At 58.6% G+C, this 24,426-nt stretch carries 28 protein-coding genes and 2 tRNA genes; 5 read left to right on the top strand and 25 right to left on the bottom strand.

Features of this window, described 5'->3' with window-relative positions; translation table 11 throughout:
- Window positions 1-25 precede the first annotated feature (25 nt).
- From E8L22_RS13920 to cobO, 13 genes are all read right to left on the bottom strand, one after another.
- A complete protein-coding gene (locus E8L22_RS13920) occupies window positions 26-640 on the bottom strand; it encodes a hypothetical protein (protein ID WP_136525739.1) in 615 nt (204 codons plus the stop codon).
- 611 nt (window positions 641-1,251) lie between these two features.
- On the bottom strand, window positions 1,252-2,574 hold the full coding sequence (locus E8L22_RS13925; RefSeq protein ID WP_136525740.1) for a site-specific integrase: 1,323 nt from the start codon (window positions 2,572-2,574) through the stop codon (window positions 1,252-1,254).
- A gap of 61 nt (window positions 2,575-2,635) precedes the next feature.
- Window positions 2,636-2,712: transfer RNA gene (locus E8L22_RS13930), tRNA-Arg, on the bottom strand.
- A gap of 51 nt (window positions 2,713-2,763) precedes the next feature.
- Complete coding sequence (locus tag E8L22_RS13935) at window positions 2,764-3,279, bottom strand: adenine phosphoribosyltransferase (protein ID WP_136525741.1); 516 nt, start codon at window positions 3,277-3,279, stop codon at window positions 2,764-2,766.
- 16 nt (window positions 3,280-3,295) lie between these two features.
- Window positions 3,296-4,282 (bottom strand): sigma-70 family RNA polymerase sigma factor, encoded by a 987-nt coding sequence (locus tag E8L22_RS13940; RefSeq protein WP_136525742.1) that lies wholly within the window; start codon window positions 4,280-4,282, stop codon window positions 3,296-3,298.
- Between the two features lie 45 nt (window positions 4,283-4,327).
- Window positions 4,328-4,975, bottom strand: a complete 648-nt coding sequence (locus E8L22_RS13945; protein WP_136525743.1) for a protein-L-isoaspartate(D-aspartate) O-methyltransferase — start codon at window positions 4,973-4,975, stop codon at window positions 4,328-4,330.
- A gap of 59 nt (window positions 4,976-5,034) precedes the next feature.
- The gene (surE, locus tag E8L22_RS13950) at window positions 5,035-5,781 is read right to left on the bottom strand and encodes a 5'/3'-nucleotidase SurE (protein WP_136525744.1); all 747 of its coding nucleotides are present in this window, start codon (window positions 5,779-5,781) and stop codon (window positions 5,035-5,037) included.
- Between the two features lie 319 nt (window positions 5,782-6,100).
- Window positions 6,101-6,847: an RNA methyltransferase gene (locus E8L22_RS13955; protein WP_136513650.1), complete on the bottom strand. Its 747-nt coding sequence runs from the start codon at window positions 6,845-6,847 to the stop codon at window positions 6,101-6,103.
- A 290-nt stretch (window positions 6,848-7,137) separates the two neighbouring features.
- The gene (locus tag E8L22_RS13960) at window positions 7,138-7,782 is read right to left on the bottom strand and encodes a DedA family protein (RefSeq protein WP_136525745.1); all 645 of its coding nucleotides are present in this window, start codon (window positions 7,780-7,782) and stop codon (window positions 7,138-7,140) included.
- 287 nt (window positions 7,783-8,069) lie between these two features.
- Window positions 8,070-8,906, bottom strand: coding sequence for a L,D-transpeptidase (locus E8L22_RS13965; RefSeq protein ID WP_136525746.1), 837 nt, complete (start codon window positions 8,904-8,906; stop codon window positions 8,070-8,072).
- A gap of 82 nt (window positions 8,907-8,988) precedes the next feature.
- Complete coding sequence (gene meaB, locus E8L22_RS13970; protein ID WP_136525747.1) at window positions 8,989-9,933, bottom strand: methylmalonyl Co-A mutase-associated GTPase MeaB; 945 nt, start codon at window positions 9,931-9,933, stop codon at window positions 8,989-8,991.
- A 337-nt stretch (window positions 9,934-10,270) separates the two neighbouring features.
- A complete protein-coding gene (locus tag E8L22_RS13975) occupies window positions 10,271-10,675 on the bottom strand; it encodes a cobalamin B12-binding domain-containing protein (RefSeq protein WP_136513653.1) in 405 nt (134 codons plus the stop codon).
- Between the two features lie 35 nt (window positions 10,676-10,710).
- A complete protein-coding gene (cobO, locus tag E8L22_RS13980; RefSeq protein ID WP_136525748.1) occupies window positions 10,711-11,241 on the bottom strand; it encodes a cob(I)yrinic acid a,c-diamide adenosyltransferase in 531 nt (176 codons plus the stop codon).
- Between the two features lie 463 nt (window positions 11,242-11,704).
- Between cobO and E8L22_RS13985 the strand changes: the two genes are divergently transcribed.
- Window positions 11,705-11,779, top strand: a tRNA-Val gene (locus tag E8L22_RS13985).
- Between the two features lie 66 nt (window positions 11,780-11,845).
- Here the strand turns inward: E8L22_RS13985 and E8L22_RS13990 are convergent.
- From E8L22_RS13990 to E8L22_RS14010, 6 genes are all read right to left on the bottom strand, one after another.
- On the bottom strand, window positions 11,846-12,637 hold the full coding sequence (locus E8L22_RS13990) for a PAS domain-containing protein (protein WP_136525749.1): 792 nt from the start codon (window positions 12,635-12,637) through the stop codon (window positions 11,846-11,848).
- Between the two features lie 16 nt (window positions 12,638-12,653).
- The gene (locus E8L22_RS13995) at window positions 12,654-13,307 is read right to left on the bottom strand and encodes an outer membrane protein (protein WP_136525750.1); all 654 of its coding nucleotides are present in this window, start codon (window positions 13,305-13,307) and stop codon (window positions 12,654-12,656) included.
- Window positions 13,308-13,464: 157 nt separating this feature from the next.
- On the bottom strand, window positions 13,465-13,857 hold the full coding sequence (locus E8L22_RS14000) for a response regulator (RefSeq protein ID WP_136525751.1): 393 nt from the start codon (window positions 13,855-13,857) through the stop codon (window positions 13,465-13,467).
- Between the two features lies 1 nt (window position 13,858).
- The gene (locus tag E8L22_RS14005) at window positions 13,859-15,709 is read right to left on the bottom strand and encodes a sensor histidine kinase (RefSeq protein ID WP_136525752.1); all 1,851 of its coding nucleotides are present in this window, start codon (window positions 15,707-15,709) and stop codon (window positions 13,859-13,861) included.
- 58 nt (window positions 15,710-15,767) lie between these two features.
- Complete coding sequence (locus tag E8L22_RS21560; RefSeq protein WP_198420161.1) at window positions 15,768-15,914, bottom strand: hypothetical protein; 147 nt, start codon at window positions 15,912-15,914, stop codon at window positions 15,768-15,770.
- A 112-nt stretch (window positions 15,915-16,026) separates the two neighbouring features.
- Window positions 16,027-16,473, bottom strand: coding sequence for a thioredoxin family protein (locus tag E8L22_RS14010; RefSeq protein ID WP_136525753.1), 447 nt, complete (start codon window positions 16,471-16,473; stop codon window positions 16,027-16,029).
- 309 nt (window positions 16,474-16,782) lie between these two features.
- On the opposite strand from E8L22_RS14010, the gene E8L22_RS14015 reads away from it, so the two are divergent.
- Both E8L22_RS14015 and E8L22_RS14020 read left to right on the top strand, forming a co-directional pair.
- Complete coding sequence (locus tag E8L22_RS14015; RefSeq protein ID WP_136525754.1) at window positions 16,783-17,598, top strand: polysaccharide deacetylase family protein; 816 nt, start codon at window positions 16,783-16,785, stop codon at window positions 17,596-17,598.
- A 52-nt stretch (window positions 17,599-17,650) separates the two neighbouring features.
- Window positions 17,651-17,836, top strand: coding sequence for a hypothetical protein (locus E8L22_RS14020; RefSeq protein ID WP_135871541.1), 186 nt, complete (start codon window positions 17,651-17,653; stop codon window positions 17,834-17,836).
- 73 nt (window positions 17,837-17,909) lie between these two features.
- Here E8L22_RS14020 and E8L22_RS14025 read toward each other — a convergent pair whose 3' ends face one another.
- Window positions 17,910-18,506, bottom strand: a complete 597-nt coding sequence (locus tag E8L22_RS14025) for a hypothetical protein (protein WP_136525755.1) — start codon at window positions 18,504-18,506, stop codon at window positions 17,910-17,912.
- A 103-nt stretch (window positions 18,507-18,609) separates the two neighbouring features.
- Here E8L22_RS14025 and E8L22_RS14030 point away from each other — a divergent pair, with 103 nt between their 5' ends.
- Window positions 18,610-19,017, top strand: coding sequence for a bacteriohemerythrin (locus E8L22_RS14030; protein ID WP_136525756.1), 408 nt, complete (start codon window positions 18,610-18,612; stop codon window positions 19,015-19,017).
- A gap of 6 nt (window positions 19,018-19,023) precedes the next feature.
- On the opposite strand, the gene E8L22_RS14035 is transcribed toward E8L22_RS14030, so the two are convergent.
- The 3 genes from E8L22_RS14035 to E8L22_RS14045 form a co-directional block, all read right to left on the bottom strand.
- Entirely contained in the window at window positions 19,024-20,223 is a 1,200-nt protein-coding gene (locus tag E8L22_RS14035) for a class I SAM-dependent rRNA methyltransferase (protein WP_136525757.1), read from the bottom strand.
- Between the two features lie 319 nt (window positions 20,224-20,542).
- Window positions 20,543-20,917 carry a hypothetical protein gene (locus E8L22_RS14040; protein ID WP_136525758.1) on the bottom strand — a complete coding sequence of 125 codons (375 nt, stop codon included), beginning with the start codon at window positions 20,915-20,917 and terminating at the stop codon, window positions 20,543-20,545.
- A gap of 216 nt (window positions 20,918-21,133) precedes the next feature.
- Window positions 21,134-22,765, bottom strand: a complete 1,632-nt coding sequence (locus tag E8L22_RS14045) for an ABC-F family ATP-binding cassette domain-containing protein (RefSeq protein WP_136525759.1) — start codon at window positions 22,763-22,765, stop codon at window positions 21,134-21,136.
- Between the two features lie 342 nt (window positions 22,766-23,107).
- Here E8L22_RS14045 and E8L22_RS14050 point away from each other — a divergent pair, with 342 nt between their 5' ends.
- Window positions 23,108-23,479, top strand: coding sequence for a hypothetical protein (locus E8L22_RS14050; protein WP_136525760.1), 372 nt, complete (start codon window positions 23,108-23,110; stop codon window positions 23,477-23,479).
- Here the strand turns inward: E8L22_RS14050 and E8L22_RS14055 are convergent.
- Both E8L22_RS14055 and E8L22_RS14060 read right to left on the bottom strand, forming a co-directional pair.
- Window positions 23,476-23,709: a hypothetical protein gene (locus E8L22_RS14055; protein WP_136525761.1), complete on the bottom strand. Its 234-nt coding sequence runs from the start codon at window positions 23,707-23,709 to the stop codon at window positions 23,476-23,478. The genes E8L22_RS14050 and E8L22_RS14055 overlap by 4 nt on opposite strands.
- A gap of 20 nt (window positions 23,710-23,729) precedes the next feature.
- Window positions 23,730-24,425, bottom strand: a complete 696-nt coding sequence (locus E8L22_RS14060; protein WP_136525762.1) for a YggS family pyridoxal phosphate-dependent enzyme — start codon at window positions 24,423-24,425, stop codon at window positions 23,730-23,732.
- Between the last annotated feature and the right edge of the window lies 1 nt (window position 24,426).

A 24,426-nucleotide genomic window follows, 5' to 3' on the forward strand; every position in this document is an offset into this window, starting at 1 on the left:
AATTAGCTGGCATGGTATATGCTGGTCAGAGTTTCCTCTTCCGCCCAGTTTTCACACTGCGGGGATCGACCTCACTAAGCCACCGTCGCAATGTCGTATCAGCGGGATAGCCCTTGCCTCCTCCATAGTGTTGGATTGCATGGTGGTATTGCATATCTTCGTTGTTCAGATTGGGATACTCATCCCAAAGGGTTTGCCCTATCCCCTGGCATACAGCTTTATCTATTCTCTCTGCTTCTCTTTGAGTAAGCCTTTTTTCCTCTACATCCGCAACACCAATGAACTGTTTAAACTCATATGGTAATTGATAGCCCTTTTTGTAAACCCATTCCAAGAACTCCATGGGCTTAACCTGAGATTCTTCAGTATCTACTCCTGTTTCAATCCATATATCAGTCACTTCATCCCACCTTTCAACATCAGTAACCAGCATACCAAATATATGTTTAGCATCTTCATTTGCCATCTGAGCCTTCAATTTATCATGGAAGGACCTCATAATCTGCATATAGTCATCCGTGTCTTCCCATCCTTTCTTGATCTTCATATAATCAAAGAGCATGTAAATAGCAAATTCTGCATTCCAATACTTCTTAGTTAGCCAGTATTCATAGTAGGTCAACTTCTCTGAGTCTGTCATTTACACCTCATTTTCCGCAATGGGATTCACAATCCCTTGCGCTATTTAAAATGTTTCAGTTATCTAAGCACTTACAACTGCAAACCTGAAAGTGTTGCACATTCTGCGGCAAAACGCTTAACATTTATCATACAATTCCCCTTGCAACAACAGATACTTGAGTCTTTAAGGCTCGGATCACGAGAGATCGTTTTGTGCCTTTTACAAAATGATCTTGAGTGACCGAAACGGTTTCTGTTCACCTGAGCACTTGGTTACTCATCCCGCAAAAGGTACCCTGGGGTCGGTTATATTTTACTTTCCGAAGCCCCATACCCCTCAACTCTCCTGGTACTATATTATGGATTTCATTTCCCAGTGGGAATTTGCTTTTCACACTATCTGCTTCCCTGCTGGCAACACGATGACAGCACTCCTCCCTTACCACCAATGAAGTAAAAGCCACCACGCGGTAACTGGCAGACGTTCCCTGGGTTTGGTACTACTGACAAGGCGCGGTAATTACCCGTTATATGGCTATGTACTCGTCAACCATTACCACCCTGCGAAGTTGACATTTATCCAAGACGTTCAATGCTTTAGTCACGTGAGCATCTTAGCCGTATTGAGCATCACTTTTCCAAACACCTATACCCCTTCCAGGGTCTAATCTCGATGCCGTAATCTATGAGCTTCAGGGCTTCCAACAATACCTTCGGTTGATATCGTTTACCGTAGCGACTGCTAGTGATGCTCTTATGAGCATGACCAAGTATCTCAGCTATTACAGCTTCGGACACCCCCTTTTGCTTGAGCATATCGGCTACCGTATGACGCATACTGTGAAACACCCTCTTTGGGTCATCGGTTACATACTCCCTGTTAAACCTTTGGTACCATTTCCCGATGCTGTTGGTGTATCCGTGAAGGTCTATGTGAACGAGGTTCATCCACAACCTTGGGCATCCTGTGTCTCTCATGTTATCATAGTAGTCTATCAAGCCCAGTTCTACTAATTTGGGATGTATCGGTATCATCCTGACACTGGCTGCGTTCTTCAGGCGCTTGTCGCCCCCCTCATTAATGCTCCAACACCAGTGACCATCTATGCTAACCACATCCTCAATATGGAGCTGACATATCTCGTTTAATCGCATACCAGAATAAAGACCGATCAGGGGGATCCAGTAACGTTCCGGTGTTTCTTTGTCTCTTGGCAGGTTGGTTATGATGTTCCTGATATCTTCGAGACTATAGACACTCCTCTCTTGGTCTGCCCTCAGTTTCTCTGACAGTTGCAAACCAGTTCCTGGGTTGTTGGGTATCAACCCTAATTCGTGACAATACTTGAGAAGACTTCCTATCCTTGCCATGTGCTTGTTTACCGACTTGACGCTTATCCCAAGACCTTCGTTGGCGGCAACCACCTGCTTAACTGATTGCCCAGGGTTCCTCTTGTAGAAGTGCGGTGGCACACGTAACAGCGATGATCTTAGCTCGATCAACACAAGCCGTGTAATGCTGGACACCTCAATATCACCAAGTATGTCAACGAGGAGCTTAAAGACACCTGCCACTTCGATCTTGGTCTTATCAGTCCACCCGTTCTGCTTCTCTGCCGTATAGGTCTGTACCACATCACTAAGCAGCTTCCCATTACTGGAAGTCGCCGCCTTGTGTACTTTGGGCATTAGCTCTTGGATGATCTGCTGTATCAGCTCCTCGCTCAGCATACCAAAACGCAACAAGGCATATCCTTGTAGTGCCTGTAGCTCTAGTCGGTTAGCTGCAAGCTTGGCTATACTGGGATCACTTGTTTTGAGGGATCGCTTTATTTCTGTGACAGGGAAGTAATGGGTAAGGTCTTTGGGGATATCTAAACGGAAGTAGTATATGCCATTGCGAATGTAGACATGCTCTCTGAATACAGAAAGCCCTTGCACAAAAGGTCTCATAAGAGGTCTCACTTCATGCAAGGGCTTATCTTTTACTAGTCTTATCAACTAGTTATACATTTGGCGTCCCCGAGACGATTCGAACGTCCGACCCCTTCCTTAGGAGGGAAGTGCTCTATCCGGCTGAGCTACGGGGACAAGTCAGACGGACTTTATACATCAGCACCATCCGTTTTGCAAGATGTTTTGTTAAAACTTGAGCAGCGAGAAGACCTTACCTTCGGGCAGTTTCTTCCGACCTTCCAGGAACTCGAGCTCGGCCATGAAGCAGCACTCGACAAGCTCCACGCCCATATTGGTGATCATGTCGACGACGGCGGCCATGGTGCCGCCGGTGGCCAGAAGATCGTCGGCGATCAGCACGCGGTCGCCTTTGTTGAAGGCGTCGGTGTGGATCTCGAGGGTGTCGGTGCCGTACTCGAGGTCGTAGGTCTTCTTGACGGTGGCGGAGGGAAGCTTGCCGGGCTTTCTAACGAGTACGATGCCGGCGCCCAGTTTGTATGCGAGGGCGGCACCGATGATGAAGCCGCGGGCCTCGACTCCGACTACCTTGTCAATCTTCTGCCCGACATAGCGGTGCGACATGAGGTCTACCATGCGCTGGAACGACTTGGCGTCTCCTAAAAGCGTGGTGATGTCCTTGAAGAGGATCCCCTTCTTGGGGAAGTCCGGGATGTTCCTGATGATGCTTTTAAGATCTTCCATGTCGAACGGCCGCTCCTTATTTTCCATTAGTAGCACTGCGCCCCATTATGTCGGTGGCTTCCACAATTTTTCTCAGTTTTTCGAGGGACTTCGCCTCGATCTGGCGGATCCTCTCGCGGGTCACGCCGAAGCTGCGCCCTATCGTGTCCAGTGTCTGCGGGTCCTTGTCGTCCAGGCCGAAACGAAGGGTCAGGATCTTCTTCTCGGCGTCGGAAAGGGTCTCGAACCACTGGGATACCAGCTCGTACTTGTTCAGGTCCTCGAGCAGCACCGCGGGGGAGATGGTCGAGGTGTCCTCGATGGTGTCGATGAGGAAGTAGTCGTTGTTCTCCCCCATGGGACGCTCGATCGAGTAGGTCTTCTTCAAAAGCACCATGAGGCGGCGCACGTAGGTGATGTTCACCTCGAGGGCATCGGCGACTTCCTTCACCGAGGGCTCGCGGTTCATCTTCTGCACCAGCTCGCGGGTCACCCTGAGCATCTTGTTGATGTCGTCGGAGACGTGCACGGGGAGGCGGATGGTGCGGGACTGGTTCACCAGGGCGCGCTCGATGGACTGCCTGATCCACCAGGTGGCGTAGGTGGAGAAGCGGCACTCCTTGGAGAGCTTGAATCGCTCCACCGCCTTGATGAGACCCATGTTCCCCTCTTCGATCAGGTCGAGGAAGGGAAGTCCGCGGTTTATGTAGCGCTTAGCTATCTTCACTACGAGGCGGAGGTTGGAGACGATCATCCGGTCGCGGGCGGCCTTGTCTCCAAGGTCTATGCGCGCCGCCAGTTCCTTCTCCTCATCGGCGGTGAGCAGCTTGGTCTTCTGGATCTCGCGCAGGTAGAGCTTGATGGCATCATCGAAATGCTCCACCTCGACGGCCTTGATCTCCTCTTCCTCTACCTCGGCCTCTTCGTCCGCCTCTTCCTCGACCCGTTCAAGTTCTACCGCGTCGGGGTCCTGCTCGCCGTCAAGAAAGAGAGGTTCCTTCTCCAACAGTTCGTCGTTGTCCATGCAAGACTCCTTTGGCAAGGTTTTAGGTGTGTGTGCAGGTCCTGCCTACGCTTCGTCGCTCCAGCCGTTTTTCCCGATCAGTCTTACGAATCTGCAGTCGTCCGCCTCTTCGCGCGTCACGCTGCCGTCCATCCCTTTTCTTACCACCAACAGTTTCTGGTCGACGCGGTCGCCGACCGGGATCACCAGGCGCCCGCCCGGTGCGAGTTGCTCGATGAGGCACTCCGGAAGAAACGGTGCGCCGGCGGTGACGAGGATGGCGTCGAACGGTGCTTCCTCGGGCCACCCTTCGGTGCCGTCGCCGATTTTCAGGTTCACGTTCAAAAGCCTCAGGCTGTCGAGGGCCTTGCGGGCCTTCAGCGCCAGGGGCCTGATCCTCTCTACGGTGCAGACGCGATCGGCGAGGGTCGCCAGCACGGCGGCCTGGTAGCCGGAGCCGGTGCCTAGTTCAAGCACCTTCTCGCGCCCGGTGAGCGCCAAAAGCTCGGTCATGCGCGCCACGATGTAGGGCTGCGATATGGTCTGCTTCTCTCCGATCGGGAGCGATCCATCGCTGTAGGCCTGGGCCGACATCGCCTCTTCGACGAAGATGTGCCTCGGCAACTCGAGCATGACGTTGATCACCCGCTGGTCCGTTATGCCGCGTTTCACCAGCTCGGCGACCATCCTCTTGCGTGCTACAGCTGAATTCATTCCACCCCCGATCTTTAGCAGCGGGGAAATATAGCAAATGGCGTGCTAAAAGTCCAGCATCACGGCAATTCCCACGCCTCCAGCTGGCCAATTGCGGCGTGATTGGTGAAGTCAATCTGTAGCGGCGAGACGGAAATGTGCCCGCGAGAAACGGCGTGATAATCGGTGCCGGGTACGTCCTGAAAGCTGAGATCAACGGTGCCGATCCAGTAGTAGTTCCTGCCGCGCGGATCAACCTTGTCCACGATGGTCCCTTCGTAGCTCCGCCTACCCTGGCGGGTGACCAGCGCGGGGAGAAGCGCTTCGGCGGGGACATCGGGGACGTTGACGTTCAGGTAGGTATCACGCGGCAGGCCGCGCTCGGCGACGGACTTGGCAAGGCGGGCGGCGAAGGAGGCTGCGGCGTCGTAGTTGTCGCCCGCGCCGCGCGTGACGAGGGAGACCGCGATGGCGGGGATCCCCATGAGGGTGGCTTCCAGTGCCGCGGCAACGGTGCCGGAATAGGTGACGTCGTCGCCTATGTTGGCACCGCGGTTGATGCCGGAGATGACGAGGTCGGGCCTGAAGGAGAGGAGGTTGTGAATGCCCAGGTTGACGCAGTCGGTCGGCGTCCCTTCCACCGAGAAGATGTTGTCGGCGATGCGGGCGGCCCTTAAGGGATGGTGCAGCGTGAGCGCGTGCGAGACGGCGCTTTGTTCGCGGTCCGGGGCGACGACGACCACCTCGGCCACCTCCCCCATTCTTCTGGCAAGTGCGGCGAGCCCGGGGGCGTGGACGCCGTCGTCGTTGGTAAGCAGCACTTTCACGGTGGTTCCCTCTCTGGTCGTAATCCCCGGCACGCTGCACACCCATCCTGCATCGGCTGCCCGGGAGAAAACTTTAGTTCGCTCTAACGTGCAAGATTCATCCTGAAATCCTGGGCAGGGCGTCAAGGCAAATCCCCCCTGTCCCCCCTTCGCAAAGGGGGGAACGCTGGGGCTCATGCAGCGCTACGTGAACAGCTGTACTCGATGTTAACCGAATTCCCTGAAGAACCTCCATAAAGGAGTGGGAGCTGGAAGCAAGTAAGATAACGCCCACGGTGCGGTCACGACCCGCAGACGTGAGCAGGGACGCAGCGAGGGCTTAGTCTGCATTTCCTTTCTTTCCCTTGAACTCGGCGCAGGCCCAGTCGATCTGGGAAAGAAGACCGCGCAGCGAGGCGACCTCGCGCTCGTCGAGCTCGGCTCGGGAGAAGATGCGCCGCATGGTGCGCATCATGTGGTCCGGGTTCTGCGGGTTCAGGTAGCCGATACGCAGGAAGGTCTTTTCCATATGGCCGTACATCGGCTCGAGCGAGGCGGAACCGGCAAGTTCACGGGCTTCCTTTACCGGGACCGGCGCTGCCACGCCTTTCAGGAATTCGTAGCAGAAGATGAGCACGGCCTGGGAGAGGTTCAGGGAGCCGAACTCGTCCGCGGTCTCGATGGTCGACTGCCAGCGGCAAAGCGCAACCTCGTCGGTGGTGAGCCCGCTGTCCTCGCGTCCGAAGACGAGGGCCAGGCGGCTTGTCGGGGCGCAGGCGGCGAACTTCTCGACGATCTCGGGCGGGGTGCTGATCTCGCTGCGGTACTTGCCGTGGCGCCGGGTCGTGGCGACGGAGTACTCGCAGTCGGCGATGGCGTCCTCGAGGGAGGTGAAGATGCGGGCGCGCTCCAGCAGATTACGCGCGGAGACGGCGAACTTGATCGCATCCAGGTGGTCTACCTGGCAGGGGTTCACTAGGCGCAGATCGGCCAGACCCATGTTCTTCATGGCACGGCAGACCATGCCTATGTTGCCGGGACTCTGGGTCCCTACCAGGACGACGGAAACTCTTTGCTTCAAATCCATGCGGTACCTTTGTTCGTTGTGCGGAATGGCGTCCAGTTTGGGCGCGGCGGGCATTAGACCATAAAAGGGAGGTGATTGACAATTGGCAATTGAGAATTGGCAGCGGGGGGCATGGGTGGGGCTAGAGGCAAATCCCCCCTGTCCCCCTTCCGCCAAGGCTACGGGGGGCAGGCTCCCCCTTCGCAAAGGGGGGACGTGACGGCAAACGCCTTCCTTTGACAGCCACCCTATCCTCTTGAGCTAACATGCAAATGGGAGACTCGGACTGGGGGAGTACCTTCCCTCTTGGGTCAGGCGCGTGGGAGGTGGTGGTTGGGCCTGGGGTGGCGGGGGCGGGATTTGATGCGGTTCAGACGGGCTCTCGCGTGCCGCTTGCGCCAACGGTGCACGACGAAGTGACTGGACCAGAAACAGGCGATGACACCGGCTAAGACGAGCATCAGGTACGGCTCGTAACGCTCCAGATCTTCTATAAAGAGGGATGCGGTCTTACCGAAGAGATAGCCGGCAAGGGAGAATATGACGGACCAGGTAAGAGCGGAGAGCAGGTTTAGAAACAAAAAGCGGCGCGAGGGAAAGGTGGTCATGCCCAGGATGATCGGGAGGATGATGCGGAAACCGTAGGTGTAACGGGAGACGAAAGCAACGAAGGTGCCGTAACGCTCGATGAGCCGCAGGGCCTTACGGAACTTTCGGGCGATGGTGGTGAAAAGCCTGAGGAGTTGCGCCCCTTTCCGGCGCCCTATCTGAAAGTAGAACTGGTCGCCCAGGAAGGAGCCGACCAGGGCGGAGAGAATGACAAGGTATATATCGAGGTATCCCTGGAAGGCTAGAAAGCCGGCAAAGATAAGGACGGCTTCTCCTTCGAGGAAGGTGCCTAGAAAGAGCACCCAGTAACCGTGGACCTGCAGGTATTCCTTGAACAGTTCCTGCACGGCAGCTCCAGTTATGACAGTGGGGGATCGGCTGATTCAGTGACCGGGCACTTGGAGAGTATACCGCATTCTCTGTCCTCCCTTCGCGGAATGCAACGGGGGCAGGCTCCCTCTTCGCAAAGGTGGGGACGCTTGGACGCGTGCGGTACTTCGTGGGAATGGTTAGGGGGAGGAACTTTATTAAGAAGGTTGAGAACGTTGGGGTGGTTCGGAACTGCAAATCCCCCCAGCCCCCCTTCGCAAAGGGGGGAACGTGATGCCATGCTCACAAATTAGAGGCTGGCGGGCTACTTGCGGTAGACGGGGTTTTGGCCTCTGACTTCGACTACGGGGGCGTCTTCCAGTTCTTCGAGATTGCCGGTGTCGTCTTCATATTCGTTCTCGCCGACGGCCCAGGCGTAGAATTTTTCGGAATCGAGAAGCACCGGCTTGGCCGGAATGCCGTAGACGCGATTCTGCATCGCCTCGTCATAGAGACCTACGCAGCCGTGAGAGGCGGGCTTGCCGGGTAGATCGCGGGCGTGGATCCAGTAGGCGGCGTTGTCGGGACCGATGTGGAAACGCATCGCGTTGTCCATCGGATATTGACCGGTTTCGTCCTCGGTCTTGTACAGGGAGGAGGTGTGGGTGCGGTGCCGCGCATCGATGCGGAAGATGCCGACGGGGGTTTCATGCCCGGGCGCGCCGGTGGCGGCTGGGGCGGAGAAACGAAGCTTGCCGTTCTCGTAGGCGCCCATCCACTGCTCGGTCATGTCGATGAGGATGTACTTCCCGTAGCGTTTCGCCTCGGGGTACTCGGCGGGCATCGGGGTGTAGCTGCGCGCGGCGGCCATATCCACGGGAACCTTGATGGTCATCCCGGGATAGACGTGACGCCGGTCGATACGGTTGAAGCGCGCTACGACGGGCCAGTCCTCACCGAAGAGGGACTCCAGGGTCTCGCTGGGCTGTATGAAATGCCCGCGCCAGGCGACCTTGGCGAGGCTCGGGTACTCCACGCGGGTCAGGTCTTCCTTGGCTGGATCTTGGGGGTTCGCTCCGGGTAAGGAGATAGCGGAGGGGTTATATACAACGATGGAAAAAAGGACTGCCAGTACGACGAACGCCAGAAGCTTACGTAACATTCTTGCCTACTCCCAACCGGAAAACGACTAATGGGGCCTTTGGCCCCATTTCTGTGTTAATTAACACTTTTGCCGTGGCCGGTCAAGTAAAAGCGCTTTCCGCCATGACTTTCTGCACCGCGCTGTAGGGGTCGGTACTCCTGTCGCGCAGCCCGGTGAGGATCTCCTGGTAGGTGCCGTTCGCACTGATGGCGGTCATGACGCTATCGAAGAGTTCGTCCCTCAGTGTATCGGCGAACACCTTGGCGTTTCGTTCCTCGATCAGGCGCTGCAGGGCACCAGACTCTTTCAGGTAGGCGCGGTGCGCGTCGAACTCCTCGACTAGTTCCTCGATGCCGACGCCCCTGCTCCCCTCGGTTTTCATGACGCGGGGAAACCAGCCGTCGTCGTCCGGGTGTTTCATCTCGAGCATGGTGGTGAGTTCGCGCGCGGTGCGCTCGGCGCCGTCGCGGTCGGCCTTGTTCACGACGAAGACGTCGCCGATCTCGAGGATGCCCGCCTTGATCGCCTGGATGTCGTCGCCAAGGCCGGGGACCATGACGACCACCGTGGTGTGCGCGGTGCTTACGATATCGACCTCGTCCTGTCCGACGCCGACGGTCTCGATGACGATGACGTCCATCCCCATGGCGTCCATGACGTTCGCCACGTCCATGGTGGAGCGGGAGAGGCCGCCTAGGGCGCCGCGCGTGGCGAGGCTGCGGATGAAGACGCCTGCATCGTCGGCGTGGCGGTTCATACGGATGCGGTCACCGAGGATGGCGCCTCCCGAGAAGGGGCTGGTCGGGTCGATGGCGACTACGCCGACCAGGAGGTCGCGTTTCCGGTAGGCCGCGACGATCTGGTCGACGAGGGTCGACTTCCCCGCCCCCGGAGGTCCGGTGATGCCGATGATGTAGGCGTTGCCGGTATGGGGGTAGAGAGTTTTCAGCTCTTCGACGGCGCTTTTGAAGCGGTCGTCGATGTCGCGCATCAGACGCGCGGCGGCACGGATGTCGCCGTCGAGCACACGTTCGGCTAAGGACATAAGGACTCCAAAAAACGTTCAACGTTCAGCGTTCAACGTTCGATTTGCTTGGCCGGCTGAGGCCGACGCTTTCCTGGCGGATAGATACAGCGCGTTCTACGTTCAGCGTTCAACGTTCAAGCTGCTTGGCCGGTTGGGGCCGACGCTTTTCTGGCTTACCATTAAGACAGCGAGTAGACGTTCGACATTCAATGTTAGTTGGGCGTCAAAACCTCACCCAAAGAGTGCACCAAGTGATACGCCGCGGGCTGCCTGTTTGGCAATCACGCGGCGCATGGTGGTTTCGGTTTGTAACGTTGAACGTTGAACGTTGAACGTTGAACGGCCGTTCAGGCCGTTAAGCGTGGGGCGTTATGTTGTCGCGCACCCAGCCTACGATGGTCTCGGTGGAGGTACCGGGGGTGAAGACTTCGGCAATGCCGGCTTTCTTCAGACCGGGGATGTCGTCCTCGGGAATGACGCCGCCGGCCATGAGCACGATGTCGGCAGCTCCCTTCTCTACGAGGATCTCTTTCACCGCGGGAAGCAGGGTGTTGTGTGCGCCGGAAAGGATGGAAAGAGCGACGCAGTCAACGTCTTCCTGGATGGCGGCGGATACGATCTGCTCCGGGGTCTGGTGCAGACCGGTGTAGATCACCTCGAAACCGGCATCACGGAAGGCGCGGGCGATGATCTTCGCCCCCCTGTCGTGCCCGTCCAGACCAGGCTTTCCTACCAACACGCGAACTCTTCTTTCTGCCATGGCAAACCTCCGCTATCAGTATATTGAATGGTAAGTTATTTCTCGATGCCGACGCGCGCGTTGACGCCCGCCTTGTAGTAGTGCTTGATCTCGCACATCTCGGTGACCAGATCGGCCGCCGCGATGACGCGCTCGTGGGCGTTGCGGCCGGTAAGAACGAGTTCGACCTTTTCCGGCTTCTTCGCCATGAGATCGAGCAGCGCGTCCACCGGTAGGAGTCCCATGGAAACCGCGCCGTTCACCTCGTCGAGGATGACGAGATCGTACTCCCCTCCCTGCACCTTCTCCGCGGCCAGGGCAAGCGCCTCTGCGGCAAGGTCCTTGTCGGCCTGGTGCGGGTTGTCCTTGTTCACCCAACCGGGACGCCCGGTCTGGATGATGGTGAGAAAAGGCGCGAGTTTCTCGGCGGCCATCTGCTCACCGTAGGGCCCGCCCCCCTTCATGAACTGGATCATGCAGACCTTCAGCTCGCGACCGACGGCACGCAGGGCAAGTCCCAGCGAAGCGGTGGTTTTCCCTTTGCCGTTGCCGGTATACACCTGAATAAGACCGCGTTCCAGTTTCAAAACGACACCTCTCGGTAGTTGTGCGGGGCCCCTATTGGCATGGGAGGAAAGGTTTGCGCTGACGCTAACGGAAGCCCCTCGAGACGCCGCACTATAGCAACAGCCAAAGGACCGTGTCAAGGCGAAATAGGTAAAATCTAGAACGATGTTAGCGCTTAACGCAGCGACTTTGCCGGTTCGTAAGGACGAGGGATATCCGCTCGTCCCTTTCCCACACAGCGCATTCCTCCATCCGCCCATCGTGCACCTCCCCTCCTGTTCGCAAGGGGAAACATATGACGCGCAGGCAGAGGAAGCCAGGTAGAAGGAGATGGCCGATCAGGAATTTTTCGTATCTGGCGAGGACGAATAAGTATCAGCGCCAGCGTCAATAGTTGTCCTTTATCGGCCGTGAGTGCGGCTTGAGCGGCGATAAACAGTCTTGACATCGATTGGGCCATCTGATACATACACAGAACACATCGGGCGATTAGCTCAGCGGGAGAGCACTGCCTTCACACGGCAGGGGTCACTGGTTCGAACCCAGTATCGCCCACCATGAAAACAGCAAAGGCCAAGTCGAATGACTTGGCCTTTTTCTTTTATCTAGAAACTGAGAAACTGATCAGCGGTCGGTGATGTCGCGGTCGATGCCTCGGAAACCGCAGAAATTCCCGTCATCGTCGAAGATGGGAACCCCGCTGCTCTCTAGAAGCACTTCCTTGCCGTCCTTGCGCAGATTCACGTTCTTCAGGTTATGGAAAGGCTCACGCCTTGATACGATGTCGCCAAAGACCATGAGCAACCGCTCTGCCTCGTGGGGCGACATGAGGTCGAAGGGGGTCTTCCCGAGGACCTCTTCGGGACCGTAGCCCAAAAGGTCGTACACCTTGGGGCTTACGTAGCTGTACACCCCCTTCTCGTTCACCTCCCAGACCCAGTCAGAGGTCACCTCGACGAGCGATTTGAAGCGCCGCTCGCTCTCCCTAAGCGCTTCCTCGGCCTGCTTCTGCTTCGTGATGTCCAGAAGCACCATGCGGCACTCCTGATGCGCGGAGGAGGCCTCCATCGCCAAAAGCACCGGCGTCCCGTTTAACAGCCTCACCTCGCACTCAAGCTTTCCCTTGCGATGTCGCACCCGCTCCAGGCACTCCAGAAGCGAGGAGCGGTCTCCCTTCACCACGAGATCGAGAAAATCCATCCCCTGCAGAACGATCCGGTCCCGCTTCAGAAGCGAGCAGCAGGTGAGGTTGGTCTTCACGATGCGCCGATCGAAGTCGGTGGAGAGATAGCCGACCGGGGCGTTGTCGTAGAGCTCCGCGTACTGGGCCATGGCGCGGTCCAGTTGGGTGTAGGCGTCCAGCAGTTGCTGGTTCTGCCGCTCCAGCTCATTATTTTGGGCGTTGGAATCAGCCATGCGGCCCCCGGAACTATCAGAACTTGAGTCTGAGACCTACGGTCGCATTGTGGGTGGTAAGTTCCATTTTCGTATCGAAGAAGTTTGCCTCGGTGGTGCCGAAGTACCGGTAGGCAAGGTCAAGGGAAAGCTGACGGTTCAGCGGAATCTCAAGACCGCCCCCCACCTGGTAGGCGAAGACGGCGTCGTCGTCGGATAGATAGGAAAGCTCGGCCCCGTTACTGTCAAAGCCGTGGGTGTCGTTCAGGTGCAAGGCAGCGAATCCCACCCCGCCGCCGATGTAGGGGGTTATCGGGGTCTGGTTGTGCAGGTCGAAAAACACGTTGGCCATGAAGGCGGTCGTGTCTATGCTCCCATCAACAATGTTGTACCTGCCGCCCAGGTTGTCGGTTACCGTGTCGAACTGGATGTCCTTGTAGGATATTTCCCCCTCGAAACGCACCCCGCCGAAATCGTACCCCATCACACCGCCCACGTTGACGCCTGGCTGGAACGAGATCCTGTCGTTGAACACGGAACCGCCACTGTAGCTCGTCGCATCGGTTTTATCAGGGACGGTTACGCCTATGAAGCCGCCGATGTAGGGCCCCTGGCGGAACGGAGCCGCCGATGCCATGGCCGGAAGTGCGAGTGAAGCAGCAACGAGGATTGCTAAAGTTGTCTTTTTCATGGATTTCCTCCTTCTGTTTTCAGGTCTCTTCTCAATCAACAGCAATAACAAACGACATGCGGTGAAGTATACAGCGTCCTGCGGCGCTTTGTACAGTTTTCGTTATCTACAATGCAATATAGCGAATACCTCGGATGTGATGTCGCGAGCCTCTTTGTCAGCCACGGCAGGCGTTGACAGCTTCCAGTGACTTATCTATGGCTATGAAAAGATCCTTGTAGTCAACCGGCTTCGCTATGTAATGGTCGAGGTGGAATCCGGTTCCGACACTGTGTTCGACGGTTGCCCTGCCGGTGTCGGCGGTGATGAAGATCAACTGCACGTCCGGTTTCATGGCCCGGAGGGCCTGGACCATAGCTATCCCATCCATCTCCGGCATGTTCACGTCGGTGATCACGATGTCGAAGTTCTCCTGACTGAAGAGATCGACCCCTTTTCTGCCGTTGTTCGCCGTACAGATCTCCATGTCGACGTACTTGCGCTGCAGCACTACGCCCAGTATCTCCAGTGTGTCCCTGTCATCTTCCACGACCATCATTCTAAGCTTCATATCAAACCTCGATCCTGAACTCGGCGCCGCCCGGCACGTTGCGCGCGGTGAGCACCCCTCCCATATTTTTTTCAATGATGGTCTTGGACATGAAGAGCCCTACGCCGGATCCCGCCTGCGGCCCCTTCGTGGTGAAATACGGGTCGAAGATCTTGTCGATGATCCCCTCTGGAATCCCCCCCGCGTTGTCGGTGACCACCACTACCGACCTCTCCTTCTCCTCCCCGATGGCGATGACCACCCGCGGTGACTCGACGGCGCGCTCGACGATGGCGTCGCGTGCGTTCAGCAGGATGTTCAAAAGCACCTGGGAAAACTCGTTCGGGTACCCCTCGATACAGGGGTCGCCTTCCTGCTTCAATTCCACGACGATGTTCAGCGACTGCAACCATCCGTCCACGAGGGAGAGGGTCTTGCCGACCTCATCGGCGATCCTGAAGCGAACCTTCTCCTTATCCGGGCGGAAGAAGCTTCTGAAATCGTCGATGGTCTGCGACATGTGCTTTACGATCTGCATGGTCTTGCGCGCATGCTCTTCCAGGTATTCCCGGTCCACCTGACCAAGCTCGTAAAAAAGAGGCGGTTGCTGGACCATGAGGCCAATGGCGTTCAGCGGCTGGCGCCATTGATGGGCGATGTTGCCGATCATCTCCCCCAGGGCCGCCTGCCGGCTTTGCTGGGTGAGAAGCTGTTCCTGCCTGCGCAATTCCTCGAGGGCGCGGATTTTTTCGGCGGTCTCGCTACGCAACTCGTCCATGGCGTGGGAGAGCTGCCGCTCGGCAAGATCGCGCTCCGCCTCGCGCCGCTGCAACAGATGCGACGCCTGTACGAGCGCCTCAGCCACCTCGGTGGTCTCCTTAACCGACTCGCTGCGTATGCTCGTCACCACCCTCCCCTGTCCTATGGCGAGCGCGGGTTCCACCAGGCTCAGCACGTCTTTGGCGATGCGGCGCCCGATGAAGGTGGCCAAAAGGAGGCCGAGCATGGAAATGGTGGCCACCCCGGCTACGGTCCACGCCACCCAGAGGTAGATCTGGTGCAGTACCAACCGCTTGGGGACCCCGAAGGCGACGGTCCAGCCGGAGTAGGAAGACTTGGCAAAGGCGGTGAAGGCCTCTTCCTTCGCAGGGAAGGTCTGCATGATAGTCCCCTCGCCTGCCGCCGCCGCGGCACGGCGCAGCTCTACGCCGGCCTGCTTCCCGACAACATCGCCGAGATTCCCCGTGCGTGCGGTGATGACGCCGTTACGGTCCAACACCGCGCCGTACCACTCCTTGAAGACGTTCTTGCTTTGCAAAATCGTGGAGAGTTTTTCGGACGAGAAGGTCATCGAGAGATCAAAGGCTGCGCTGCCGTCGATGATGACGGGGACGTCTATGGCGATGAGCGGCCGCTTGGTGACGGCCCCGGTGAAAAGGTCGCTCACCTGCGGCTGTCCTGTCTCGAAGATGCGCCGCACCATGGCGAGGTTGTTGCGCTTGGGAAGCGTGCTTCCGAAGGGGCGGTAGGTGTTGACGAGCTGCTGCCCGTCCCGGTCGGCGATGACGATGTCCACACCCGGGTAGTTCCGCAGAACCTCTTTGCACTGCAGATAAAGCGCGGGGAGGTCCCTGTTCCTGAAAGACGGAGATGTGGCGAGAGCGGCGAGCGACGCCTGGACGTTGGCAAGTTCGCGGTCCACCACGAGGGACATGGCGCGCGCGTTCACCAGCATGTCGCGGTTCACCTGGTCCAGTTTGGTCACGTAGGCGTGGCGCACCATCACGGCGGCCAAAAGCCACACGGGCAGCACGCACGCAGCGACCAGGAAGCAGAGTTGTAGGCGGATTGTGGACTTCTTGTTTTCCTGCATTGCGGTCCTTTACTGGGCCGTTACTGTCTCAGCGGCGCTTTCCCTGCCGGGTGCAGCGTCACTCGAGCATTTCGGTAAGTATGGCGTCGAGGCTCTTTCCCAGGTAAAGGTTTTCCAGCAGTTTCTGCAGCGTCGTTTGAATCCCTTTGTACTGGCAGTTTGCTACCAGCTGGTTCTCGAGAATCTGCAATTGATCTCTGGTCATCCTTCCTCCTTTTCTCATTATCGGAGCCGCCGACACCAATTCTGCCAAAGGCGCGTTTTCTGTCAATGCGCACCGTAGGAAAAAAGCCGAGGAATTACAAGATGAAGCGGCGTTAAGCTGATGGTTCCCAGCGCCTGAACCAGGCAAGGAGCGCTTCGGCTGATTGAGCGCCTGAGATCTGGTCCACGGTCTTTGTGCCGCGCAACAGATGGGTCACCGGGATCCCCCTCACCCCGAAGCGTGCCGACAGGGTCGGGCTGTCATCGCAGTTCACCTGGATCACAGCGGCCTTTCCGGCCAGAAGTTCTGCAGCTTTTCGCACCGCCGGTGCGAATGAGACGCAGTGGGGTCACCAGGGGGCCCAGAACTCGACAAGTACGGGGCCGGGGTAGGAGGACACGAAGGCGTTGAAACTGGAGTCGTCCAGTTGCAACGGATGGGAGTAAAGCGGAGGAAGTTCGCAGCGGCAGCTGCCGCACTTGCCGGCGATGCCTTCCTTGTCGGCGGGGACGCGGTTTAGGGCGCCGCATGAGGGACATCTGATTTCGAAATTTTGCATGGTACACCTCCTGTTGGGTTCCTAGGATGAAGGGGCCTTTCAGTCGCGAAATGCGTTGGGGATTTGTTGGGGGCAGCTGGTAAATCCTCCCGGCCCCCCTTCGCAAAGGGAGGACGTTTGGGCGCGTACAGCGCTTCGTGGGTAGCGGCTCCTCCTGCCCGGTTGGTAATTTTACCATCCTGCAGTCGAGGCGCAGATTCATATGATCCAGGAGGATTCTCTCGTTTCAAATTTGCGAAGTTTCTGCTATGTTAGGTCGTTTGCTTCGCCCCTCTACCAGGGGAAACTATAACGGAGGTCTTGTTCCGCATGAAGTTCCGCATTCTGTTCCTTCTCCTTGCCGCCCTCTTCGCCGCTACCGGCGCACAGGCGGCGCCCGCCGCAAAGGCCGCCCCGGCCGCCGTCACCCAGGGAGTCCACGTCCCGATCCTTCTTTACCACCGCTTCGGCCCCACCGTGGCCGACGGCATGACGATAAAGACCTCGGTATTCGAGGAACACCTGAAGTACCTGAAGGAGAACGGCTATACCGTCATCCCGCTCAGGAAACTGGTGGACTACTACCTGAAAAAGGGACCGGCACCGGCACCGAAGTCGGTGGTCATCGTCGAGGACGACGCCCACAAGTCGGTCTACTCCGACATGCTGCCGCTGGCGAAGAAGTACAATGTCCCTGTCACCGTGTTCGTCTACCCCTCGGCCATCTCGAACGCGAAGTACGCAATGACCTGGGAACAGCTGAAGACGCTGCAGAAAAACGGCTTCGACATCCAGTCCCACACCTTCTGGCACCCGAACTTCAAGAAGGACAGGAAGAAGATGGCTCCGGCCGAGTTCGAGAAGTCGGTGCAGACCCAGCTGAAGAAATCGAAGGCGCGCCTCGAGGAGAAGCTCGGCACTAAGGTCGACATGCTGGCGTGGCCCTTCGGCATCTACGACGACTACCTCCTGAAGCGTGCAGCCGAGGCAGGCTACGTCGCCACCTTCACCATCGAAGCGCATCACGCAGGTCCGAACGACCAGGTGATGAAACTGCCGCGTTACCTCCTCATCAACGCGGACCAGGGCAAGTCCTTCGCCCGCATCGTCGAAGGGACCGCGCCCAAGCGCAACATCGTCTACTGACAAAAAGGGGAGCGGTGGTAACGCCGCTCCCCGCATATGTTCGGTGATCCGTATGAGTAAAGAAGAAGGGTGCGGGAAAGACTGCAAGAAGCACCCGTGCGAGGACTGCAATTTCTGTCAGTGGTGCTCCGATGACAGGTGCAGGATGTGCAGAGGGAAGCAAAGCGGCAAGAAGAAGCTTTCCATCGCCGAGCAGATCGCCCTTTATGAATCACTGAACCGGAAGAAGCCCGCCTGAAACATCCCCGATTCACGAAAAGCGCCGTTTAAAATCCTCAAGTAGTCATTCCCCCGTCCGAAGAGAAGTTGAGTCAGATGTCGGTCCCCTGCCGCACCTGCACCCTGGTCACCCTAATGCGTGGCGTGACGCCGGTCAGCTCGCGGTACAGCGAGGCCAGGTAGCGCACGGTCACCACCTTGTGGAGGTACGACTGCGTCCAGCCGTAGAGGACCTTTCTGAGCCTCGACGGAGTGCGACTGCCGAGCAGCAGCGGGCAGTAATCGGAGAGCCGCACCGTGACACGGATACCATCCCCTGCCGGTGCGGTCACCAGCGAGAACATACCGCTGTCGCACTCACCGGGCTGAACCAGGAACCCGCCGCAGATGTAGAGGTGCACGGCATGCGCTCCCTCGATGGCCTCGAAGCGGGGGGGGGCAAAAGAAAGCAGGGAGAGACCGGTCCCGGTGACGCGGAAGCGTACCCCGTCGGCGTCGGCAACCGGGGTGATCATACCGAAGGTGGCGCGGCGCACGACCTTGAAATAGTGCTCGAGCAGGAACCGGGGGGCGGCGCGAAGCGAGACCGAAGAAGGAAGGTCGATCCATTGGACCGAGAAGACGGAGCTGTCCGGAAGCAGTATCTGCTGGTGAAAGATCTCCAAGTGCTTTGTTGGAGGGTGTGGCATGAAGGCTCCGGATACCGCGGCAATGACCGACGGCAAAAGATACCACAGAGTACCGTGATTTGGCACGCATCAAAAGGCAGGCGCACCCTGAAGGGAGATGTTCATGGAAATAGTGGCATGGTCGGATAGTCTCAGCCTCGGCATAGCAAGGGTGGACGAGCAGCACAAAAGGCTGATCCAGATGATGGGAGAGCTTGACGAGGCGATCAGGAACAACCAGGGGGCAGACGCGGTGGAGGACGTACTGACGAACCTGTTCAACTACGCCCAGGCGCACTTCGCAGTCGAGGAGGAGCTGTTCCGAAAGCACAAGTATCCGGAGATGGCACTGCACGAGCTGGAGCACCAACGTTTCATCGCGAAGGCATTCGCCTTCAAGGAGCGCCTTGGGAGCAACAAGCCGGGGCTCGCGCTGGAACTGCTGAATTTCCTCTCCAGCTGGGTCTTGAACCACATCGAGCTCACCGACAAGCGCTACGCGAAGTACCTGCGCGACTGCGGCGTGAGCTAGCGCCCCCTACCCTTTCACCGCTACGACGTATTTCAGATAACGCCCTTCCGCAAAGGTCACCGGGTACGGAAAATCCTCCGGCTGCCCGGTGACCGCAATCACCTGCAAATCCGCCCCACCCTGCAATGCCCCCCTGCGCAGTTCCTTCAGGTAATCCGCAAGATCGACCTTCTGGTGGTTCGAAGAGGTAATGAGGAGTCCACCCGGCTTTATGAGCCTCACCGCCGACGCGACGAGGTCGGAAGTCCCGCCCCGCGTGGTGAAGCGGTTCTTGGAGGTGGTCGAGAAGGAGGGAGGATCCATGAGGATCACGTCGTACACCTTCTTCTGGCGCGCGAGGTCGTCGAGCGTCGTGAGGCAGTCCCCCACCAGGAACTCGTGGCGCTTCGGGTTCAGCCGGTTCAGGTTGAAGTTTTCCCTCGCCTGCGCCATGTATCCGGGGGAGGCGTCCACGCTGGTGACGAGGCTCGCCCCGGCCGCGGCCGCCGCCACGGAAAAGGCGCCGGTGTAGCTGAAGAGGTTTAAAAAGCGCTTTCCCTTCACGCGTGCCATGAGTTCGCGGCGGTTCTTGCGCATGTCGAGGAAGAGCCCGGTGTTGAGGCCGCGCTCGAGGCTCACCTGGAAGACGAGTCCGTTCTCGCGCACGTGGTGCGGTTCCGGCGCCGGGGTCCCGGCGAGGAGATGGCCGTACTTCTTGCTGTCGCTGGCCGCCTCGAGCTCCCTTGTGTTCTGGGGGCGCACCTTCTCGTAGATCCCGACCGGTGCTAGGAGGTCTTCGAGCGCCTGGGTGACGAGTTTGAGGTGCCGGCGCCAGCCGGAGCAGTAGATTTGCACCATGAGGTAATCGCCGTAGCGGTCGACGGTGAGGCCGGGAAGGCCGTCACCTTCGCCGTTCACGAGGCGGTAGGCGTCGGAATCTTCCAGGTCGGCGTGCTGTTTTCTGAGCAGCACCGCGCGCTCCAGGCGCTTGAGCACCCATGCGCGGTCCAGGCGCATCCGCTCGCGCGACAGCACCCGGGCCACGATCCGGTCTGCCGGGTCAAGGAGTGCGGTGGCGAGGAAGGCGCCGGAGGCATCTACCAGTTCCACGAGCTCCCCGGCCTCGCCGGCAGGCCATTTCTTGGTATAGGCGTCGGCGATGATCCATGGGTGCCCAAGCTCGATCATTCGCACTGACTCGCTTCCAACGACACACTTCTTTGACACGTTTGCTCCTTTGGGGAAAGGGGGCTGCCCTTGATTCCCTTACTGCTTGCCTGATCAAAAACAAGTTCTTTCCGCACCTTTCTGGAAGGTGGGGCTCTCTACTAAAAAGCAAATCCCCCCTGTCCCCCCTTCGCAAAGGGGGGAACGCCGGGGCACGTGCAGCGCTTCGCGGCGCAGTAAAAAGCCATTTCCGCGGAATTCGCGGCCTTGCCGGGAGCATCCTGAATTGAAGCTGCTCCACCGTCCTATGAACTAAAAGAAGGGGCGGCGTTCCTGTGAGGAACCCCGCCCCTTTTAGACGACCTGTGAAAGCCCTACCCTAGTGGGTTACCTGACCTGCCTGCTCTGCGGCCATGGCGCCACGTGCCTGCTCCATCGCTTCGAATTCCTTGAGCTTCTCGCCCAGCCAGAAGTGCAGCTCGCGGGCGGTCTGGTGGTTCACGACTACACCGTTGATGACCTGACGCACCAGGCTCCTGCCCAGATCGGACGGCTCAACCTCGGTCTCCGGACCGATCTGACCGGTCGCGGTGATCTCGTGGCTGATGGCGTTCGGAAGCGGCTGACGCTCTAGGTAAAAGTTGATGACGAGCTCGCCGCGCGGGGAGATCCCGCCGTGGGCACCGTTCACGTAGACGGGGTTGTAGTCGTAGGTAAAGATGTATTTAAAGGTCATTTCGTTTTGTTTGGACATGCGGCTGCTCTCCTTTGGCTGATGGCATTGAATAACGGCATGCGTCTTATAACACGGAGCGCCCCCGGAAGGCAAACAAGAATGTAAGAGTCGCTAATGTTAACGCGCGTCGTACTCCTCCCCCCGGAGGGGGGAGGCTGGGAGGGGGGAAGTCGGTAACAGCCGCTACGCTCCCCCTCCCTTGCCCTCCCCTCCTGGGGAGGGGATGTCCCGGCTTTAAACGTGGTGGCGGTGCTCGGTCTTCGAGAGGTAGTAGTCGTAATCCCCCTCGTAGACGCGCATCTCGCCGTGGTCGACCTCTATGACCCGGTCCACCAGCTCGCGCAGGAAGTGACGGTCGTGGCTCACCAGGATAACGGTTCCCTGGAATCCCGAAAGGGCGTCTAACAGGATCTCACGCGAACGGATGTCCAGGTGGTTCGTGGGTTCGTCCAGGACGAGGAAGTTCACCGGACGCGCCAAGAGCGTGGCGAGCACGACGCGGCTCTTCTCGCCGCCGGAGAGGTTCTCGATGCGCTTGTCGACGTCGTCCCCCTGGAAGAGGAAGGATCCCAGGAGGTTGCGGATGACGCCGATGGTGGCCAGGGGAATGACGTCCTGCACCGTCTCAAAGATGGTCTTCTTCGGGTCGAGGATCTCCATGGCGTGCTGGCTGAAGTAGCCGAGCTCCACGTTGGCGCCGAGCGCGACGCTGCCGGTGGTCGCCTCGGTCTGCCCGGCGATGGTCTTCAAGAAGGTCGACTTGCCTGCGCCGTTCACCCCGACCACGGCGATCTTGCTCAGGCGCTTGATGACGCCGGTCACCCCGGAGAAGATGGGGTGTTCGCTCCCGTCCGGGTTGGGCCAGCTCTTGCCGAGGTTCTCCATGATGACGACGTCGTCGCCGCTACGCGGCGGTTCGTTGAAGACGAACTTGACCACCTTGTCCTCGGGGGGGATCTCGATGCGGTCGATCTTATCGATCTTCTTCACCCTTGACTGCACCTGCGCCGCATGGGAGGCGCGGGCGGCGAAGCGGGCGATGAAATCCTCTTCCTTGGCAAGCATCTCCTGCTGACGCTTGTAGCTCGCCAAGAGCTGCTCGCGCCGAATGTCGCGCTCGCGTTCGTAGAAATCGTAGTTGCCGCCGTAGGTGGTCACGGTCTTGTTGGCCACCTCGACGACGCGGCTCACCACGCGGTTCATGAAGTCACGGTCATGGCTCGTCATGAGGAGTGCACCCTTGAACTCGCTGGCGAGCCACTCCTCGAGCCAGATGATCGATTCGACGTCCAGGTGGTTGGTCGGCTCGTCCAGAAGAAGCACGTCCGGCTGCAGGGTGAGGATGCCGGCCAGGGCCACGCGCATGCGCCAGCCGCCGCTGAAGGATTCAACGGGGTTGTGGAAACGGTCCGGACCGATGCCGAGGCCGGTGAGGACTTCCTGGGCGCGGGAGTCGAGATCGTAGCCGCCGCGATGCTCGAACTCCTCCATCGCGACACCGTAGCGTTCGAGAAGGCTCGCCATGTCGTCGTCGGACATCGGTTGCCCCATCCGCTCCTCCATCTGCTTCAGCTCGCCCGCCAGGCGCACCGTCTCCGCCGAGACCGCCATCACCTCCTGAAGGGCTGAGCGTCCCGCCATATCGCCGATGTTCTGGGAGAAGTAACCGATGGTGGTCTTCTTGCCGACGGTGATTTCACCGGCATCCACCTCTTCCTCACCGGTGATGATCCGGAAAAGCGACGTCTTGCCGGCGCCGTTGGGACCGACAAGCCCGGTCCTCGTACCGGAAAGTATCTGGAAGCTCGCGTCTCGGAAAAGTACCTGCGAGCCGTGCTGTTTCGTGATGTTGGAAAGGTGGATCATGCTTTCTCCCTGGACCGATTTTGAACTTTCCAGCGTTAGCATGAACGCGCGGCAGTGACAACTTAATTTTTGTCAAGGTGCAGTGGAGAGTGGTTGATATCCCGCTTAGGCGACGTGGGGTGTGCGTCATTTAGCGTACAGATGGGACAGCTAGTGTGCAAATGCCGGACAGTGAACAGGGAGCGGCGCAGCAGCAAGCAGGGGAGCCAAGAGACGCACGACGGATAAGTGCTGGTAATAACGGGAGAAGTGGCGTTAATGAGAGATAATGTCGCAGACGGGATTTTGGGCCTTTTTTGTGCTTCAGCGAGATGGAAGCCTGAGTGACACAGGGAGGGGAATATGAACATCTATAGCGCGCTGATGATGTCCGTAACCATGATCATGACCGCGGTCATGCTGCCTCGCATCTACTTTTCCTGGATCACGGCGCAGCATTGCGACGAGGCTGAGATCGACCAACTGGAGCAGCTGCTCGCGGAGCAGAACCGCTGGGTCTGGCGCCACTTCGGTTGCGCGACCCTCGCCGTCGCCATGATCTGGATGGCGCACAACTCGCCGAACGACCTGGGCATCCCGGCTTCGATGGAGATGACGCTTGCCTGCTACGCCACGGTTTCGCTCTTCTTCGCCGTGCTGGAATCGATCATCGCCCAGAAGGTCGCCGCGTACCTTGCCCTGGTGCCGGTCGAGGTGAGGGAAGAAAAGGACTAGTCCCTCCTGATGAAGCGCTCCACCCCTCGTCTGAGCAGGTTGGCGAGGTAAATGGAGACGAACATGATGAGGGCGACGTTGACGAACCTGGTCCAGACGGGATCGGCGCCGACGGTCGCCCTCGCGGCGCTTTGGTAGAGATAAAAGCCGCTTGCAACCGCCCCAGCGATGGCGCCCGCCGCCACGAAGGGGCGTCTTAGTTTCGAGACCGTTTTTTCCTTTTGTTGCACCTTGATTCCCCTTCCCGGCCTCAGTGGTATTGGCGCTCGCCGAAGAGCGCCGAGCCGACCCGCACCAGGGTAGCCCCCTCCTCGATCGCCGCCTCGAAGTCCCCGGACATCCCCATGCTGAGCTCACGCATCTCGACGCCGTCGATTGCCGCGCCTGCCACATCTTCGGAGAGTTCGCGCAGTTTCCTGAAGAAAGGGCGCGCCAGTTCCGGTTCGTCGAAGAAGGGGGGCATGGTCATGAGACCCACGATTTTCACGTGCGGCAATTGCGCCACCTCGCGCACCAGGTCGATGAGTTCCTCGCTGCTTGTGCCACCCTTGGTTTCCTCGCGCGAGATGTTCACCTGGATGAGGATCTCGCACACCCGGCCCAAGGCGCCCCACTGGCGGTCGATCTCTTTTGCGAGGCTTGCGCGGTCCACCGAGTGGATCAGCTCGACCTTCCCGGCGATCTGCCGCACCTTGTTGCTCTGGAGGTTGCCGATGAAGTGCCAGCAGATACCTTCCGGCAGCTCATCCAGCTTGCCGACCAGTTCCTGCACGTAGTTCTCGCCGAAGATGCGCTGGCCGCAGGAGTATGCCTCGGCGACGGCCGTGGCAGGCTTGGTCTTGGAGACGGCGACGAGCCGGACCTCCTTCGGATCTCGTCCGGCCCTGAGTGCGGCCTGCGCCATGCGCCCTTCGATCGCTTTCAGGTTTTCGGTTATCTCGCCCATG

Source organism: Geomonas ferrireducens (assembly GCF_004917065.1).
In the GTDB taxonomy this organism is placed as follows: Bacteria; Desulfobacterota; Desulfuromonadia; order Geobacterales; family Geobacteraceae; genus Geomonas; species Geomonas ferrireducens.

Bases quoted from the DNA above. Each gene is read 5' to 3' on its own strand.
- E8L22_RS14020 (WP_135871541.1), top strand. From the start codon at position 17,651: ATGAGTAAAGAAGAAGGGTGCGGGAAAGACTGCAAGAAGCACCCGTGC.
- E8L22_RS14060 (WP_136525762.1), bottom strand. From the start codon at position 24,425: ATGGGCGAGATAACCGAAAACCTGAAAGCGATCGAAGGGCGCATGGCG.
- E8L22_RS13945 (WP_136525743.1), bottom strand. From the start codon at position 4,975: ATGAATTCAGCTGTAGCACGCAAGAGGATGGTCGCCGAGCTGGTGAAA.
- E8L22_RS13990 (WP_136525749.1), bottom strand. From the start codon at position 12,637: ATGGCTGATTCCAACGCCCAAAATAATGAGCTGGAGCGGCAGAACCAG.
- E8L22_RS13920 (WP_136525739.1), bottom strand. From the start codon at position 640: ATGACAGACTCAGAGAAGTTGACCTACTATGAATACTGGCTAACTAAG.
- E8L22_RS14005 (WP_136525752.1), bottom strand. From the start codon at position 15,709: ATGCAGGAAAACAAGAAGTCCACAATCCGCCTACAACTCTGCTTCCTG.
- E8L22_RS13955 (WP_136513650.1), bottom strand. From the start codon at position 6,847: ATGGATTTGAAGCAAAGAGTTTCCGTCGTCCTGGTAGGGACCCAGAGT.
- E8L22_RS14045 (WP_136525759.1), bottom strand. From the start codon at position 22,765: ATGATCCACCTTTCCAACATCACGAAACAGCACGGCTCGCAGGTACTT.
- E8L22_RS13975 (WP_136513653.1), bottom strand. From the start codon at position 10,675: ATGGCAGAAAGAAGAGTTCGCGTGTTGGTAGGAAAGCCTGGTCTGGAC.
- E8L22_RS13935 (WP_136525741.1), bottom strand. From the start codon at position 3,279: ATGGAAGATCTTAAAAGCATCATCAGGAACATCCCGGACTTCCCCAAG.
- E8L22_RS14030 (WP_136525756.1), top strand. From the start codon at position 18,610: ATGGAAATAGTGGCATGGTCGGATAGTCTCAGCCTCGGCATAGCAAGG.
- E8L22_RS14015 (WP_136525754.1), top strand. From the start codon at position 16,783: ATGAAGTTCCGCATTCTGTTCCTTCTCCTTGCCGCCCTCTTCGCCGCT.
- E8L22_RS13965 (WP_136525746.1), bottom strand. From the start codon at position 8,906: ATGTTACGTAAGCTTCTGGCGTTCGTCGTACTGGCAGTCCTTTTTTCC.
- E8L22_RS13995 (WP_136525750.1), bottom strand. From the start codon at position 13,307: ATGAAAAAGACAACTTTAGCAATCCTCGTTGCTGCTTCACTCGCACTT.
- E8L22_RS13940 (WP_136525742.1), bottom strand. From the start codon at position 4,282: ATGGACAACGACGAACTGTTGGAGAAGGAACCTCTCTTTCTTGACGGC.
- E8L22_RS13925 (WP_136525740.1), bottom strand. From the start codon at position 2,574: ATGAGACCTTTTGTGCAAGGGCTTTCTGTATTCAGAGAGCATGTCTAC.
- E8L22_RS21560 (WP_198420161.1), bottom strand. From the start codon at position 15,914: ATGACCAGAGATCAATTGCAGATTCTCGAGAACCAGCTGGTAGCAAAC.
- meaB (WP_136525747.1), bottom strand. From the start codon at position 9,933: ATGTCCTTAGCCGAACGTGTGCTCGACGGCGACATCCGTGCCGCCGCG.
- E8L22_RS14025 (WP_136525755.1), bottom strand. From the start codon at position 18,506: ATGCCACACCCTCCAACAAAGCACTTGGAGATCTTTCACCAGCAGATA.
- E8L22_RS14040 (WP_136525758.1), bottom strand. From the start codon at position 20,917: ATGTCCAAACAAAACGAAATGACCTTTAAATACATCTTTACCTACGAC.
- E8L22_RS14050 (WP_136525760.1), top strand. From the start codon at position 23,108: ATGAACATCTATAGCGCGCTGATGATGTCCGTAACCATGATCATGACC.
- E8L22_RS14000 (WP_136525751.1), bottom strand. From the start codon at position 13,857: ATGAAGCTTAGAATGATGGTCGTGGAAGATGACAGGGACACACTGGAG.